The organism is Ruminococcus sp., from assembly GCF_019417665.1.
GTDB lineage: Bacteria > Bacillota > Clostridia > Oscillospirales > Ruminococcaceae > Ruminococcus_C.
Genome location: NZ_DXUU01000012.1, coordinates 1 through 14,661 on the forward strand (window position 1 = coordinate 1; position 14,661 = coordinate 14,661).

The window sequence follows — 14,661 nt, forward strand, 5'->3', positions numbered from 1 at the left end:
GGTTTCCCTCGCTTTTATCCGCATTATTCTTAAAAGATACTAAACAGGCTCTTATGAAATGCGAATGCTTTTCCTGCATAACCGATTTACTCGATTACCTGAATAATAATCTGATAATCGCACATTACTGCGGTTTTAACATCATGAAACCACTTCCGTCATACTGGACCTTTGACCGATTTATCAGAAAACTAGGTAATGAGTATCTCCAAAAAGTAATGCAAAGGGTGGTTCTGCAAGCAGCAGAGCTTGGCATCATAGACACATCTTTCATATCACTCGATTCCACTCCCATTGCTGCAAATACCTGTCAGAATAATCCGAAGTCCTTTGCAAAAAATAAGTTTTCCAAAAGCAATCATCCAAAATCTGATAAAGACTGCAAGCTCGGTGTACATACTGCTTCCAATCAACATAATGAAAGAAAATTTGAATACTATTGGGGCTACAAGAATCATGTGCTGGTTGACTGCATTACAGGCTTACCGATCTTTGAAATAACTACAACTGCTGATGTTGCAGACAGCACAGTTGTCGAAGATATTCTAAGCCGAACCAATGATTTTCTACCTATTGATGAATGCACTTTTATCGCCGATAAGGGGTACGACGTCAAGGCTGTTTACAACCTGGTCAAAGACGTTTATCACGGTGAATGTGTCATTCCGCTGAATAAGCGAAATACTAAAAATCCTGAAAAGCTTCCATCCGGACACCCAATCTGCGAAGCCGGGCTTGCAATGCACAAGGACGGCAGATTCTCTGATAGAAACAGAACTCGCCAGAAATATTGCTGTCCTTTCAAGCGTTCAAAATCAGGCTGTTGTCCCTGCGATCATAAAAACTGGAATAATGGCAAAAAGACTCATGGCTGTACCAAATATGTTACGATTCCTGATGATTACAGACTTTCCATTGACCGTGAATGTGTTTCTTTCAAGAAAATTTATGCGCTTCGTACCGAATCTGAACGCTATAACTCCCGCTTTAAATCTACCGGTCAGGAACGCCTCTGGATACATGGTATCAATGCTGCAAGAAATCTGAACACTATCGCACACATTGCTCTTCTCGCCGCTGCTGTTGCCGCAGTTGTTACCAAAGCTGAATGCTCTTATCGTTCCCTCAAATCTGTGAAGCGTATCGCTTGATCTTTCTGTCACTATATTTTCAGGCAGACTTTTTCCTTTTTGGGCTAAGGTCAGCTTTGCTGTGCTTTTTTTACCCTATGCTTCGGATTTTCTCTGGTTTCTTATTGACCTAAAAACTGTATCTGCCGTTTTGCTCATCTCTAGGCAATCAATCATATGGATTGCCAAAATCACGCCGAATTGCGTAATCTATGTTTCTTCCCTCAGCATTTTCCTTGAAGTGTCTGCCGTTTGCTTCGTTGAACAGAGTGCTGATGAGATAGCGTTCATAGTTGCGGATATTATCTGTCTGTTTCATTGTTTCAATTGAATTTTCAAGACAAGTCCTGTCCACTTTGAGCATAGCCGACTTAATGACTTCTCTGGGAAAGTCCTGTCCGCAGATGCGTTCAACAGGTTTACGGGAGCATATTGCCCTGACGATCATTCCGACGATTTCGTCAAGCTCATTGACTGTCATATACCCATTTGCAAGCATTTCTATCCATTCACGGTATTCGTCATACTCAATGTTTGACTGAACCACTTCTGTGTATATCTGCTTTTCTCCTGTATATCTATCCATCAATCCATCATTCTGGTTTTCAACAGCTTTTCCGCTGTCAGACGCAGATTGATTGATTGATATTTGATTCGTAGATACTTGATTCTTTTTTATTTGATTTTTCTTTATTTTATTAGCACGGCGGTTTTCAAGTATTTGGAAACCTTGAATCAGGTTTTCTGTTTCTTGCTTTCCCACTTCTTGATTTTCTGCTTCTTGCAGGCAAAAAGAATCGCAGTTCTGAACATTTTCCACGTCCATAGGTTCATCACTGAATGTATACTCCCAGTCACATATTTTGCCGTCGCTGTAAACACGCTGTCTGATGAGATAACCTGCTTTTTCAAGTTTTTTGAGCGATGTGGAGATTTTCGTGTAGCCGTCAGGCAGAATAGAAGTCAGTCCTTTGATAGAAAAATCCCAGTTATCCGGCAGAGAGAGCATTGTCAGCAGAACACCACGCTCAGTAGCTCCAAGATTCATATCCCTTATCATCGTGTTATGTATCGTTGTGAAATCCTTTGATACTTTCTTTTTCAGCTTTGGCATAGCCGTTTCCTCCTCAAATTACTTTCATTCCAGCTATTCTCAGCTTATTGACAGCATAGGTCTTATTGTTCATACACAGCAGATAGCCAGCATCGGTCAGCTCTCTCAGAGCTTTTCTTATTGTTTGCAACGAGTCACTTTCAAAGAACTGACACAGTTCTTCCGCAGTATGGTAGTCACTCTCAGGCAGGTTGAGCATTGTAGAAAGTACTCCCTTTGCTTCGAGAGAAATCTTATTATCATCGGGCGTGATAAGATTGAATTTTGGCATAACGAATCCTCCTTGATGAAATTATTTCTGAAAAAAACGCTCCTCATTACTGAGAAGCGTAGTACGATATTCAATTTTAGGCATAAAAATAGCGGACAGTGCTTCGCTTATATGAAACACCGTCCGCTTATTTACTTGTTTGTCAACAGACTTTCTACCCACTTTTATGATTTTCTACCAGCCTTAACAGTGATAGGCTTCTACCAAAATTCTACCGAATTTTTTCAATTTTATGATTTTTCAAGCCTCACGATTTTACGCTGTTTTTCAGCTTTCTACCATGAAAAATGACGTAATTTCGCTGATTTGAAAGATTTTAGTGATAAAGAATGATTTGAGATGATAAATCGGATTTGTTATAGCATATTTCGAGGGATATGTCCAGCAAAAAGAAAAGCATCCCTCTGTTTTGAAGGATGCTTTTCATACTTTAGAATGCAGTTTGTCGGTACAATTCTCACCTTGAGAAACCTAGATCATTTGTTCCAGAAGTTCTGCCGCAGTTTCCACAAAACGAATGCAGGGACGTACTTTGTAATATTCTTCTGTTCGTGGACTGGGATCCTGTTGTAATTTACCCGGCAGCGATTTCAACAACTCACGGCAGACCGTCGTGTCATGCTGTTCGGCAAAATCCGCTGCGAGCTGACGAATCCTGGCATAATGCACCTTTTTCACATCGTTGTCTGTAGGAGAGTCATAGCCAAACAGCATACCTGCCACCAAAAACATGCCCGTTACAGCACCGCAGGTATCACGGAGTCCGCCCATACCGCCGCCAAAAGAAGATGACAGACGCAGAGCAGTTTCCAGCGGCAGTCCCATTTCTTCATGAAATGCACCCACAACAGACTGAGAACAGTTATACCCCTGTCGAAAAAGCTCTCTTGCTTTTTTTACATGATCCATATTTTTCATCTCCTGTTTATCTCAGGTATCATTATTTTCCAGAACACCCATGTTTATTCTCACCACACATATGTTCACCGCAGGAATGTTCATGCTCATGATGCGAGCAACGCACATTCGGGTTATAATCCAGTTCACCTGCCAGATAAGCATTCACCGCTTCATCCGCAGAACCAGATACGCCGCCGTACAGCCTGATTCCTGCCTCTGACAGTGCGATCTGTGCACCGCCGCCAATACCGCCGCAGATGAGAATATCCGCTTTTGCTTGGGTCAGAAATCCGGACAGTGCCCCATGTCCCTGACCATTGGTGTCCAAGATCTGAGTATTCACGATCTTACCATCTTCAATGTCATAGAACTTGAATTGCTCCGTGTGACCAAAATGTTGAAAAATCATTCCATTTTCATAAGTAACTGCAATTTTCATTTGATCTGCTCCTTTTTTCCTGCATCTTACGACATATGTCATAAATGATTATAGCACAAAAATAAGGCAAATGCAAGATACTATAAAATTTATGAGTGTCTTATTATAGCTTGACGCCTGTCGAAATTTGTGGTAAAATAACCCTAAGAGAGTATACCAGTAACGGTAGGCGGTCATTCTCGCTCCCACACATCTTACGATGGACGGGAGGTGATATCTATGGATTATGTGACATGGTCTGACCTGATTCAGGTCGGAATTTTTCTTGTGGCATACAGCACGTTTTTGTACATGCTTTTCCATAATAACACAAAGAAATAACCGCCCCTAAGCTGCCAACTTGGACGGTTATCTCTATAACTATTCCTTGTGGGAGCGACCGTCTGCCGGTGTGCTCTCTTCTCCTATAGTATACCCGATTTATCCGGATTTGTCAAGTATTTTTTTATTTGACAACTGTCGAAGTTTGTGGTAAAATAAGCCCTAAGAGAGTATACCAGTAACGGTAGGCGGTCATTCTCGCTCCCACACATCTCACGATGGATGGGAGGTGATATCTATGGATTATGTGACATGGTCTGACCTGATTCAGGTCGGAATTTTTCTTGTGGCATACAGCACGTTTTTGTACATGCTTTTCCATAATAACACAAAGAAATAACCGCCCCTAAGCTGCCAACTTGGACGGTTATCTCTATAACTATTCCTTGTGGGAGCGACCGTCTGCCGGTGTGCTCTCTTCTCCTATAGTATACCCGATTTATCCGTATTTGTCAAGAACATTTCCGGATTTTTTACTGCGCAATTTCCGGATTTTTTACTGCGCAAACTGGCTCTGATACAGCTTTGCATAAAATCCATCCTGTGCCATAAGCGTTTCGTGCGTTCCCTGCTCCAACACATTGCCCTGATTCATGACCAGGATCCAGTCTGCGCTTTTGATGGTGGACAGCCGATGTGCAATGATAAAACTGGTCTTTCCTGCCATAAGCTTCTCAAAAGCCTTCTGGATCCGCTGCTCTGTACGCAGGTCAATGCTGCTGGTTGCCTCGTCCAGAATGAGAAACGGCGGATCTGTCAGCATGATCCTGGCGATGCAAAGAAGCTGTTTCTGTCCCTGAGACAAGCCGCTGCCATCCTCGGTGAGCACTGTGTCATAACCGTCTGGCAGCCGCCGGATGAAACCATCCGCATATGCTGCCTTTGCCGCTGCTTCGATTTCTTCTCGTGTTGCATCGGGACGGCTATAGGAAATATTTTCTGCCACTGTTCCCGTAAAAAGCCACGTCTCCTGCAATACCATTCCATAACATGCCCGGAGACTATCCCGTGTCACCTCATTGATATTCTGTCCGGCAATGGAAATAAAACCGCCGTCGACATCATAGAATCGCAGCAGCAGATTGATAAGCGTTGTCTTGCCGCATCCCGTGGGGCCAACAATGGCAATGCGCTGTCCCTTGTGCACATTCAGATTGAAGTCTGTGATCAGCGGACGCTCCGGCAGATAGGAAAACTTCACATGAGACAGATTCATGCTGCCGTCACAGTCTTTCAGTTCGGGCAGATGACTGTCATCCAACTCCACTGGTTCGTCAATGACTGCAAAGACACGCTTTGCAGATGAAACAGCATTTTGCAGTTCTGCCACAACACCACTGATCTCATTAAAGGGCTTGGTATACTGGTTTGCGAAAGTAAGAAAGCTCGCCAGCTGTCCTACTGTAATAACACCGATGAGCGGTACACTTCCCGTTGCCGCCAGAGCGCCGCAAACACCCACTGCCGCATAGATCAAAGCGTTCACAAACCGTGTGGCAGGATTGGTAATGGAACCGATGAAAGTCGCTTTTGTACCAGTGCGCTGCAATTCCTTGTTGTATTCTTCAAAGCGTTCCTCTGCTCGTTTTTCGTAGGAAAAGGCTTTCACAACCTTCTGCGAGCCGATCATTTCCTCTGTCAGACCGCCCAAAGCACCACGTGCCTCTGAGGATTTCAGATAAGAAGAGCGGGACATCTGGGTGATTTTCGCCGCTACGATCAGAGAAATCGGCGTGAGGATCACCACCAGAATGGTGATAGGCACATTAATCGTGAGCATGAGAACCAGCGTGCCTATGATGGTAAATACACCGGTAACAAACTGAGTGAATGCCTGCAAAAAGCCGTCAGAAATAATTTCCATATCAGAGACAGCACGTCCAATCAGGTCACCCCTGGATTTGCTGTCAATATACCGTAGGGGTACATGCTGCAAATGAGTAAACAAATCGCACCGCAGATCCCGAATAGTATTTGCTGCAAGACGGTTGGTACACAGGGACATGAGCCATTGAAAAACAGCGCTGATGATAATCGTTGCAAACAATACGACAATCACTTTCCAGAGTGCTGGAAAATCCACCTCGCTGGTGCCTATTACGCAGTCTACTGCATCACCAATAAGGATGGGCACAAACAGAGACAATCCTGTGCCGATGAGTGCAAAGAGAAACATTCCTGCCAGTTCTTTGCGGCAGGGCTTTGTATACGACAAGATTCGTTTGATCACTGAAACCATTTTGTGTCCCTCCTATTATTGCATCTGGGTGTGGTAGATCTCAGCATAGACCGGGCACTGCTCCAACAGTTCCTCATGCTTGCCATAGCCCACACATCTACCATCATCCACAACCAGAATATGATCTGCATGTTGAATAGAAGTGGCACGCTGAGAAATCACGATCTTTGTAACATCACTCATTTTCGAAGCCAATTCACGGCGCAATGCCAGATCTGTGGCATAATCCAGAGCGCTCATGCTGTCATCCAGAATCAGCACCTGAGGATGTCCTACCAGAGCACGTGCAATGGTCAGACGCTGTTTCTGACCACCGGAAAGGCTGCGTCCCCCCTGAGTGACCTGAGTGTCCAAGCCCTTGGGTGTCTGACTGATGAATTCCCATGCCTGAGCGATTCGACATGCGTTCTCCAACTCTGTATCCGCCGCAGAAGCATCGCCCCAGCGGAGATTCTCCGCAATAGTACCGCTGACCAAAGATGCCTTCTGAGGGACAATACCGATGATCTTCCGAAGAGAATCCAGCGTATAGCTGCGAACATCCTTCCCGTAAAGCTGCACCGTTCCCTCTGTGGCATCGTAAAACCGGGGGATCAGCCCTGCAATGGTACTCTTTCCGCTTCCAGTGCCACCGATAATACCCAGAGTCTCCCCAGCTTGCAGCGTAAAGCTGATGTCATGCAGTGCCGGCTCACCGCCGCTGGGGTAGGCAAAGGCCACATGGTCAAAAGCAAGCACCGGAACATCCGGCTTTACAGTCAATTTCTGATCGCCGCCTACAATATCCGGTTCTTCCGCCAAAATATCTGAGACACGTTTTGCTGAAGCTGCTGCTTTATTAAAGGAAATAAGCAGTTCCGCCATACGCACCATAGATAGAGAAATCTGTGTCATGTAGTTCACAAAAGCAGTCAGTTCCCCCTGGGTCAGATGCCCTGTATCCACACGAACACCGCCAAACCACAATACTGCAACAATTCCCAGGTTCATGATCAGAAAGGAAGCCGGATTTAGGATAGCACCGACACGTCCCACGGCAACCGAACGTTTCGCAAAGACATTGCAGTCCTCCCGGTAGGAGTCGATCTCCTCCTCCTGACGGGAAAAGGCACGGATGACACGGACGCCGTCCAGGTTTTCCCGGGTATGACGGGCGATGTTGTCTAACTTTCCCTGGTTCTCACCATAACGTGGGATCGTCCAGCGAGTGACGCTGTACAGAAGCACACCGATCACAGGAATAGCGATGAGAAAGACAATGGACAGCTTCAGGTCAATACGCATTGCCATGACAGCTGCGCCGATAATCAGAAAGGGACAACGTGTGGCAAGGCGGATCATCATATTCAGTCCGCTTTGAACGGTATTGGTATCGCTGGTGATCCGGGTAATCAAAGATGCCGTTCCGATGCGGTCCACTGCACTGTGAGACAAGGTGTTCACGTGACGGTACAGTGCACTGCGCAGTGCAGTTCCGAAGCCATAGGCGCACTTAGATGCAAAATACTGACAGGTCAGAGCGAACCCCAGACCACATGCTGCCAGCAGGATCATAACGCCGCCCATACGCCAGATATACCCAGCATCGTGGTTGGCAATACCCACATCGATCATCTTCGCTGTGACCAGGGGAACGATCAATTCAAAAATCGCCTCCAGCAGTTTAAATACCGGTCCGAGAATACATTCTTTCCAATACCCTTTCATATAGGGCAGCAATCGCTTCATACAACTCCTCCTCATACATAACACATACAGTTTTTTCTTATTTTGTGACACAGAATTATTATACCTCTTTTTCCCCAAAATTGCAAGATGGATGTATAAATATTTGCCTGCGGTGCAAACTAGCAGCGGAGGTGGTTTCTTTGAAAAACCAAACAGGGCACAGCGGTGCGGGAAAATCCCGGCTTCGCAGCTTTTATACGGCATTAGGCATCAGCCTGGTGATGATCGGTGCAGCGTGTGTTTTTGCGTATCAGCAGACCAGTAAGACCCTGGAAAACAATCTGGATTCCATTACAGAACAAATCGCTGTACAGACGACAACAACAGATGCCGCAGAGGCACCAGTCATCGGTGTGCAGACGAATGTGGAAAAGGAAACTGTGCCAGCCACAGAGGCAGCGACTGAAGCGCCCACTGAACCGGCAACAGCAGCGGAAACAGAAGCAGCCACAGAGCAAGAGGAAACGCCTGTGCATCAGCTTTTACCGCCGCTGTCGGATTTTTCCATTCTAACCCCTTTCAGCAACGGTGAACTAGTGAAATCAGAGACAACCGGTACATGGCAAACCCACAACGGCGTGGATCTTGCCTGTGAAACCGGCGCTGATGTATTCGCCATCGACACTGGCACAGTCAGCGAAGTCTGCAACGATGCCCTCTGGGGTTATACGATCACCATCGATCACGACAACGGCGTCGTGAGCCGCTACTGTGGGCTGGATGGCTCAGTAGAGGTACGTGAGGGGGATACAGTACAGAGCGGTCAGAAAATCGGTGTTATCGGCAATACACCGGATATTGAAAGTGCACTGGAAACCCATCTGCATCTGGAAGTGCGCAAAAGCGGCGAGTATGTTGATCCCACGGCTTATTTTGGCTGATAAGATGAAAAAAATCCGAACCCGTTTCCAGGTTCGGATACATAGCTTATTCCGGCAGATACCACCAGGAATTGAAACCATACAGATACGTTCTGGCACCTTTCGGCATCTGGGTCAGGGCGTGAAAGACGTTATAATAATCACCTATCCCCATACCGATAGACAAAGCGCCTAGAGCACCCAGCACAGTCAGAGACGGGAAGATCATGCACAGCAAAAAGGGCAGAAATCCGAACACCAGATTCGGAAGCATAGACATAAAAATAAATCTGCCCTTGCTCATGTCCTCTGTCCCCACCACAAAGAGCATCCCACTTTTGAGGTTGGTATAGATCTGTGATTCTTCTCTGAAACAAATGGCATGGAGAAGCTCGTGGGGCACAAGACATACCAGGGCGAGTACACATCCCACGAGAAAGTTCATCTTCCCCATAATCTCGATATCAACGCGGAACAATAACAGTGCAAATGCGATCACAAATACCGGAATGCACGCCAGATTCATAAATAGCCCCAGCTTTTTCGGATCGTCAATTTCCTTGAATTTCACTGCACCTGGCTTGTGTTCCCCATGAGGCAGGCTGTCCGGATTGCCGTCGAATTTCCCTTTCCATACGATTTTCATATGCTGCCCCTTTCTCAATCCCACTTCCGAAACTCCTCCGGTACAGAAGTCTCAAACATCTCACGGATCTTGTCCATACTCCAGACCTGATAGGAGGGTCCTGTACTGGATGTGCAATAGGGCAAACCATGCTGAGATGCCAGCTCGTCCGAATACATGCTATAGGGATACAGCCGCAGATTGGACAGCTGTCCGTCCTCATAGTGAGTAATCACCGGAGACACCTGTACATTTTCAATGGACACAGAACCGTCAGCTCTTGCCACAATATTAAAATCCGCCAGTTCTCCTACCAAATTCATGTTATCTGTCTGTGCGGAAATAAAATTCCCCAACGAATAGAACACAAAGCCCTGGGTACCGTCGGGACGGGTTAGATACTCCATAGTATGTGCCACGTGAGAATGGGTGCCGATAATGACATCGCCGCCCCAGTCGATGATCTTCTGCGCCAGCGCACGCACGCCATCTGTTACATTAAAAGTATCCTCTGCACCCCAGTGACAGGTCACTACAACTACGTCTGCGATCTGCTTTGCCGCTGTGATCTGCTGCTGGATCAAATCTTCCTGAGAAGTATAGATGATCTCCAGCTCCGAATTATCCGGCAGGGAGTAACCGTTGGTATTCTCCGTATAACTGAGGAATGCCACCGTTTTTCCATTGACCTCCTTGGTGCGAATATTCTGCATATCCACATAATCCCGGTACACACCACAAGTGAGCAGATCTGGATTTTCTGCCATTTTCGTATCCCAATAGTTCAGGCATCCATGCAGTCCGGCTTCACCCTTGTCCAACAGGTGATTGTTGCACATGGTCACCACATTGAAGCCCATGTTCAGTACAGCATTTCCCAATTCCATCGGCGAATTGAAGTTATAGTTAGAACCGCTGACTTCAAAGCCTTCGCCGCAGATCAGAGTCTCCTGATTGATGATATTCAGGTCGCCGTTGATCAAAGGCTTGATATTTTCATAGCAATAGTCGAAGTTATAGCTTACGCCATCGTTAGAATGCGCCTGCGCACTCTGATATACGCACTGCTGCACCAGATCATCTCCCACAGCTACCACATTGATGACAGTATCTCCCTCGTTTTCAGACTGTTCTGCTTCACTTTCTGTATTTTCTGCCGGTTCTGAGGCATCGTCTGCCGCTTCTGACTCAGAGACCGGTGCATTCGCCGGGATTGCTGCATCCTCGTCGATCTGATTGGTATCACTACATCCAAATGCGGAAAAAAGCAGCGAAGTGCTTAAAGCAAGCAACGCAAACTTTTTTATCGTAATATCATATTTTTTCTGTTTCATGAGAATATCCTTTCCGCCGTCTCCATTTTTCGACATACTTTTACCCTCAGTATATCATATTACGCAAAAAAAAGCAATGATTTTTGTATCTTTTTTTCCGGGCGTGGAATAATAAGCAGTGAAAAACCATGTTTATCCCTACGTGTTGTAGGGACACGGCGTGCTATGTCCTCATATTACAAAACGGGCGGATAATATCCACCCCTACAAATTCAACCAAAACAGAAAAGGTGAAGCGCATGTCTCAAAATGAAACAGAACGTCTCCTGAATCAGTTCATCCTGCCGGATCTGTCTGAAAATCTACGCCAGATCCGTTCCATTGCAGAGGGTTCCTCTGACCTGCTGGTAAATGAATTCGTCCTGAGCGGCTTACCGGCGGCGCTGCTCTGTTGTGAAGGAATGCTCTCCACAGCAACCATTACCGAACTAATCTTGCATCCCATCACCCACGTGACAGTAGACGAACCGACGGCGGCGAATGTATTTGCCTACATCCGGAATCACCAGCTTTATTCCACTGACCGTGCTGAAGCAAAAACCTACAGTGATCTCTTTCGCTTTCTCAATTCCGGTTTCGCCGTGCTTGTACTGGAAGGAGCAGACAGTGCCTTGGTGTTCGGCGTCCAGGGTTATGACAAACGCTCTGTCAGCGAGCCCTCTGGCGAAGACAATGTTATGGGCGCAAAGGATGGCTTCATCGAAGTTGTCCGCGTCAATATGTCTCTTCTGCGCCGCCGAATGAAATCACCGCAGCTGAAACTGGAACTCTTTGTGAAAGGTTCAAAAAGCCAGACAGACCTGTGCCTGTGCTATATGGCAGACCGTGTGCCAAAATCGCTCATTGCTCAAATTAAAGCACGATTAGACGAAATGGAACTGGAATCCATTCTCTCCTCCGGCTACCTCCAACCCTTTCTGGAAAACCGCCGGGGCTGTCTCTTTGACACCATAGGCACGACCCAGCGGCCGGATGTACTCTGCGCCAAACTGCTGGAAGGCAGAGTGGGATTGCTCATTGACGGCACCCCCTTTGCCCTGGTGATCCCGAAGCTGTTCTGCGAAAGCTTTCAGACCATGGACGACTATTGTTATCGCCCGTCCTATGCAACCCTTGTGCGTTGGATCAAATACGCTGCATTTCTGGTGGCAGTACTATTGCCGTCCCTATATCTTGCCATTGCACTGCACCATCCCGAACTGCTCAACCGGACACTGCTCCTGATCCTTGCCGATGCAGAGCAAAACGCACCCATTTCCTTGACTGCCGAAGCCATCGGCGTGCTCGTAGTCTATGAGATCATTCGAGAAGCTGGACTGCGTCTGCCAAAAGCCGTGGGAGGATCTGTGAGTATTGTCGCCGGATTGATCATCGGAGATGCTGCTGTCTCTTCGGGGCTGATCAGTACGCCTATGCTCACTGTCACAGCAATCGCCGTCATTGCCGGATTTGTCGTGCCGGATCTGTCGCAGAACGTCACACTTCTGCGGCTGACATTCATTCTCGCAGGCGGTTTCCTAGGACTATTTGGTATTAGCCTGTTAGGTGCAGCAGTGTTATTCAATCTCTGCGCCGGAGAAAGCTTCGGATTTCCCATCATGGCACCTCTTGCGCCTCTCTACCCTACTGGTCTCCGGGATACAGCCACTCGTGTGGGATTCCAAAAAATGCAGTCCGGTAATTTCACTGTGGAGGAATATCATGAATAAACTGCGTTCCGGTCAGCTTTTTGCCATGCTCCTGGTCAGTGCTGCCTTTTTCATCTTGTGCCAGACAACCGCCTATACCATCGAAGGCATTTTAGGCGCTGCCATAGCCGCAGCTGTTCAGATCTTGCTCTGTCTGCCTATGCTGCTCTTGTATCGCCGCAGCTTTTCCTTTTCTGCCTATGCCAGAAAACACTGGCTTCTGCCTCTTTGTTTCGTAGCGTATACACTGATCCGAGGCGGCATTTCCTTTGTCCAGCTGCAAGGAACCACTGCTGAACTTTCCCTGCCCATTTCAGGAAAATTCATGGTAGCAGCGCTCATTGCCTTGGTTTGTCTATATACGGCTTCTCTGGGCATTCACGCCCTGGCACGAAGCAGCACCCTGATTTTCGGTATATTGCTGGCGACTCTGGCAGTCATGCTGCTAGGTGCTATTCCAAAGGCAGAACCGCAAAATCTGTCCCTATCCCCAAATGACACCATCTGGAACGGTTTCCTGAGAAGTATGTATAATGCCGACGAGCTGCCACTGCTCTTTTTACTGCTGGATTTTACGAAGCAAAAGCAAGCCCGCAGTATCTTTCAAATCTTTGCCGGGAAATTCTTGCTAGTGATCTATCTTTCTCTCCTGGGCATGGCAGTGCTGGGAAATCGCATGGCACAGGCGAAGCATCCCTTTTTTTCCGTGATCTCCATTTCACAGCCCTTGAGCACCCAGCGTGCAGATGCAATCTATCTGTTGGTTTTCGTTATGCTCTGCGTCCTACGCATCACCTTGTTTACGGTACTAGCCGCCCATCTTCTGAAACTAACTTTTCCGAAACTGCGCTATGCCAGCAGCATTTGCCTGGGACTCATGCTCTGCATTTCCTGGGCGGCATCCAAACTGTCTGTTTCTGGGATATGGAATATAGTCGCCATATGCCTCCTGGTATTACTCATTCCCATAGGATTTCTGCTAGCGCAAAAACGACGAGGAGGTGCTGCTGCATGAGAGGGATTCCTCTGCTGCTTAGTTGTACACTGTTATTCCTGTGCACTGGCTGTGCCGCCGTACAGGTGCGTGACCGTGCCTATTTACAGGCGTTGGAACTAACCGACCCGGAACAGCCTACAGTACAGCTTCACGATTTTGAAACTGCCGGTGCACTTGCCCAAGGAACAGGCGGCAATTTTGAACAGGCCATTGAAAATGCCGCTGTTCCCATTGGAAAAGAATTATTTCTAGGGCATCTGGAACTGATCGCCTATTCAAAACCGGAATTCGGATCGCAACTGAACCAACTCATGGAAAAATACCGGCTTTCTCCGTCCTGTAAGGTATTGGGATTATCTGAGGGAAGTACGCTAACGGATACAGATACGGCGCATCTAACCGAACAGCTGCACCGTGCGGAAAAAAGCGGATTACTGCCCGAGACCGATTTGTTCACCATTTTACGTGAATTTTCCAGTTCCGCCAAAACAGCACTCCTACCCGTTATCACAGAAAATGGATTTTCTGCGGCAGTCATCACCGAAACCGAATCCTATGGTACACTCTCGCCTGAAGCTGTTGCTGGATTGTGTTGGTTACGAGGCGACAATCACCCGGAGACACTTTCCCTGCCGAACGATGAAAGCTATACCGTACACTCTGCCGCTGTCCGCCTGACTGGAACCATGACAGACGGCAAGGCAGAGGTCACCGTTTCCATTCGCATCAGCGGCGAAGGTGATTTCGTAAAAGCTGCTGCATGTATCCAAAACCAATGCGAAGCTGCCATCCAAGAGACGGTGGTGCAATCCCATGCAGATGTATTCGACTGGGAAGCATGTCTGCAAAGCCAGTGCTTTGACGAATTCACCAATACAGACTGGACAGATGTTGTATCACAAGCAGAATTTCAAGTGAAAATTTACTCCGCATAACAAAATCGGAGACACGCAAAAAGGACGCTGCCCCAAAAGGGGAAACGTCCTTTTTCTCATTCATATGATAGAAAAGTAAA

Annotated in this window: 13 protein-coding genes; 5 read left to right on the forward strand and 8 right to left on the reverse strand. The window is 47.0% G+C overall.

Translation table 11 applies throughout. From position 1 onward, the window contains the following. Positions 1 to 1,151: transposase (locus QZ375_RS04770; RefSeq protein ID WP_365728341.1), on the forward strand; the 1,151-nt coding region annotated here is incomplete at its 5' end. A gap of 148 nt (positions 1,152 to 1,299) precedes the next feature. Here QZ375_RS04770 and QZ375_RS04775 read toward each other — a convergent pair. From QZ375_RS04775 to QZ375_RS04800, 6 genes are all read right to left on the reverse strand, one after another. Then, entirely contained in the window at positions 1,300 to 2,244 is a 945-nt protein-coding gene (locus QZ375_RS04775; protein WP_295216031.1) for a DUF6017 domain-containing protein, read from the reverse strand. Between the two features lie 13 nt (positions 2,245 to 2,257). Beyond that, on the reverse strand, positions 2,258 to 2,515 hold the full coding sequence (locus QZ375_RS04780) for a helix-turn-helix domain-containing protein (RefSeq protein WP_295216033.1): 258 nt from the start codon (positions 2,513 to 2,515) through the stop codon (positions 2,258 to 2,260). A 471-nt stretch (positions 2,516 to 2,986) separates the two neighbouring features. Then, complete coding sequence (locus QZ375_RS04785) at positions 2,987 to 3,424, reverse strand: C-GCAxxG-C-C family protein (protein ID WP_295216036.1); 438 nt, start codon at positions 3,422 to 3,424, stop codon at positions 2,987 to 2,989. A gap of 31 nt (positions 3,425 to 3,455) precedes the next feature. After that, positions 3,456 to 3,854: a NifB/NifX family molybdenum-iron cluster-binding protein gene (locus QZ375_RS04790; RefSeq protein ID WP_295216039.1), complete on the reverse strand. Its 399-nt coding sequence runs from the start codon at positions 3,852 to 3,854 to the stop codon at positions 3,456 to 3,458. An 817-nt stretch (positions 3,855 to 4,671) separates the two neighbouring features. Beyond that, complete coding sequence (locus tag QZ375_RS04795) at positions 4,672 to 6,414, reverse strand: ABC transporter ATP-binding protein (RefSeq protein ID WP_295216042.1); 1,743 nt, start codon at positions 6,412 to 6,414, stop codon at positions 4,672 to 4,674. Between the two features lie 15 nt (positions 6,415 to 6,429). Further along, on the reverse strand, positions 6,430 to 8,142 hold the full coding sequence (locus QZ375_RS04800) for an ABC transporter ATP-binding protein (protein WP_295216044.1): 1,713 nt from the start codon (positions 8,140 to 8,142) through the stop codon (positions 6,430 to 6,432). Between the two features lie 140 nt (positions 8,143 to 8,282). Here QZ375_RS04800 and QZ375_RS04805 point away from each other — a divergent pair, with 140 nt between their 5' ends. After that, on the forward strand, positions 8,283 to 9,023 hold the full coding sequence (locus tag QZ375_RS04805) for a M23 family metallopeptidase (RefSeq protein ID WP_295216047.1): 741 nt from the start codon (positions 8,283 to 8,285) through the stop codon (positions 9,021 to 9,023). A 46-nt stretch (positions 9,024 to 9,069) separates the two neighbouring features. Here QZ375_RS04805 and QZ375_RS04810 read toward each other — a convergent pair whose 3' ends face one another. Next, a complete protein-coding gene (locus QZ375_RS04810) occupies positions 9,070 to 9,648 on the reverse strand; it encodes a DUF3267 domain-containing protein (protein ID WP_295216050.1) in 579 nt (192 codons plus the stop codon). Positions 9,649 to 9,662: 14 nt separating this feature from the next. Then, positions 9,663 to 10,997 carry a CapA family protein gene (locus QZ375_RS04815; RefSeq protein ID WP_295216051.1) on the reverse strand — a complete coding sequence of 445 codons (1,335 nt, stop codon included), beginning with the start codon at positions 10,995 to 10,997 and terminating at the stop codon, positions 9,663 to 9,665. Between the two features lie 203 nt (positions 10,998 to 11,200). On the opposite strand from QZ375_RS04815, the gene QZ375_RS04820 reads away from it, so the two are divergent. From QZ375_RS04820 to QZ375_RS04830, 3 genes are read left to right on the forward strand one after another with little or no spacing between them, the layout of a single operon-like run. Further along, positions 11,201 to 12,670: a spore germination protein gene (locus QZ375_RS04820; protein ID WP_295216055.1), complete on the forward strand. Its 1,470-nt coding sequence runs from the start codon at positions 11,201 to 11,203 to the stop codon at positions 12,668 to 12,670. Then, a complete protein-coding gene (locus QZ375_RS04825; protein ID WP_295216058.1) occupies positions 12,663 to 13,664 on the forward strand; it encodes a GerAB/ArcD/ProY family transporter in 1,002 nt (333 codons plus the stop codon). Before QZ375_RS04820 ends, QZ375_RS04825 begins: the two co-directional genes overlap by 8 nt. After that, positions 13,661 to 14,581 carry a Ger(x)C family spore germination C-terminal domain-containing protein gene (locus tag QZ375_RS04830; protein WP_295216061.1) on the forward strand — a complete coding sequence of 307 codons (921 nt, stop codon included), beginning with the start codon at positions 13,661 to 13,663 and terminating at the stop codon, positions 14,579 to 14,581. The genes QZ375_RS04825 and QZ375_RS04830 overlap by 4 nt, the downstream gene beginning before the upstream one ends. Positions 14,582 to 14,661 lie beyond the last annotated feature (80 nt).

Bases quoted from the DNA above. Each gene is read 5' to 3' on its own strand.
- QZ375_RS04825 (WP_295216058.1), top strand. From the start codon at position 12,663: ATGAATAAACTGCGTTCCGGTCAGCTTTTTGCCATGCTCCTGGTCAGT.
- QZ375_RS04790 (WP_295216039.1), bottom strand. From the start codon at position 3,854: ATGAAAATTGCAGTTACTTATGAAAATGGAATGATTTTTCAACATTTT.
- QZ375_RS04830 (WP_295216061.1), top strand. From the start codon at position 13,661: ATGAGAGGGATTCCTCTGCTGCTTAGTTGTACACTGTTATTCCTGTGC.
- QZ375_RS04820 (WP_295216055.1), top strand. From the start codon at position 11,201: ATGTCTCAAAATGAAACAGAACGTCTCCTGAATCAGTTCATCCTGCCG.
- QZ375_RS04780 (WP_295216033.1), bottom strand. From the start codon at position 2,515: ATGCCAAAATTCAATCTTATCACGCCCGATGATAATAAGATTTCTCTC.
- QZ375_RS04815 (WP_295216051.1), bottom strand. From the start codon at position 10,997: ATGTCGAAAAATGGAGACGGCGGAAAGGATATTCTCATGAAACAGAAA.
- QZ375_RS04785 (WP_295216036.1), bottom strand. From the start codon at position 3,424: ATGGATCATGTAAAAAAAGCAAGAGAGCTTTTTCGACAGGGGTATAAC.
- QZ375_RS04810 (WP_295216050.1), bottom strand. From the start codon at position 9,648: ATGAAAATCGTATGGAAAGGGAAATTCGACGGCAATCCGGACAGCCTG.
- QZ375_RS04795 (WP_295216042.1), bottom strand. From the start codon at position 6,414: ATGGTTTCAGTGATCAAACGAATCTTGTCGTATACAAAGCCCTGCCGC.
- QZ375_RS04775 (WP_295216031.1), bottom strand. From the start codon at position 2,244: ATGCCAAAGCTGAAAAAGAAAGTATCAAAGGATTTCACAACGATACAT.
- QZ375_RS04800 (WP_295216044.1), bottom strand. From the start codon at position 8,142: ATGAAGCGATTGCTGCCCTATATGAAAGGGTATTGGAAAGAATGTATT.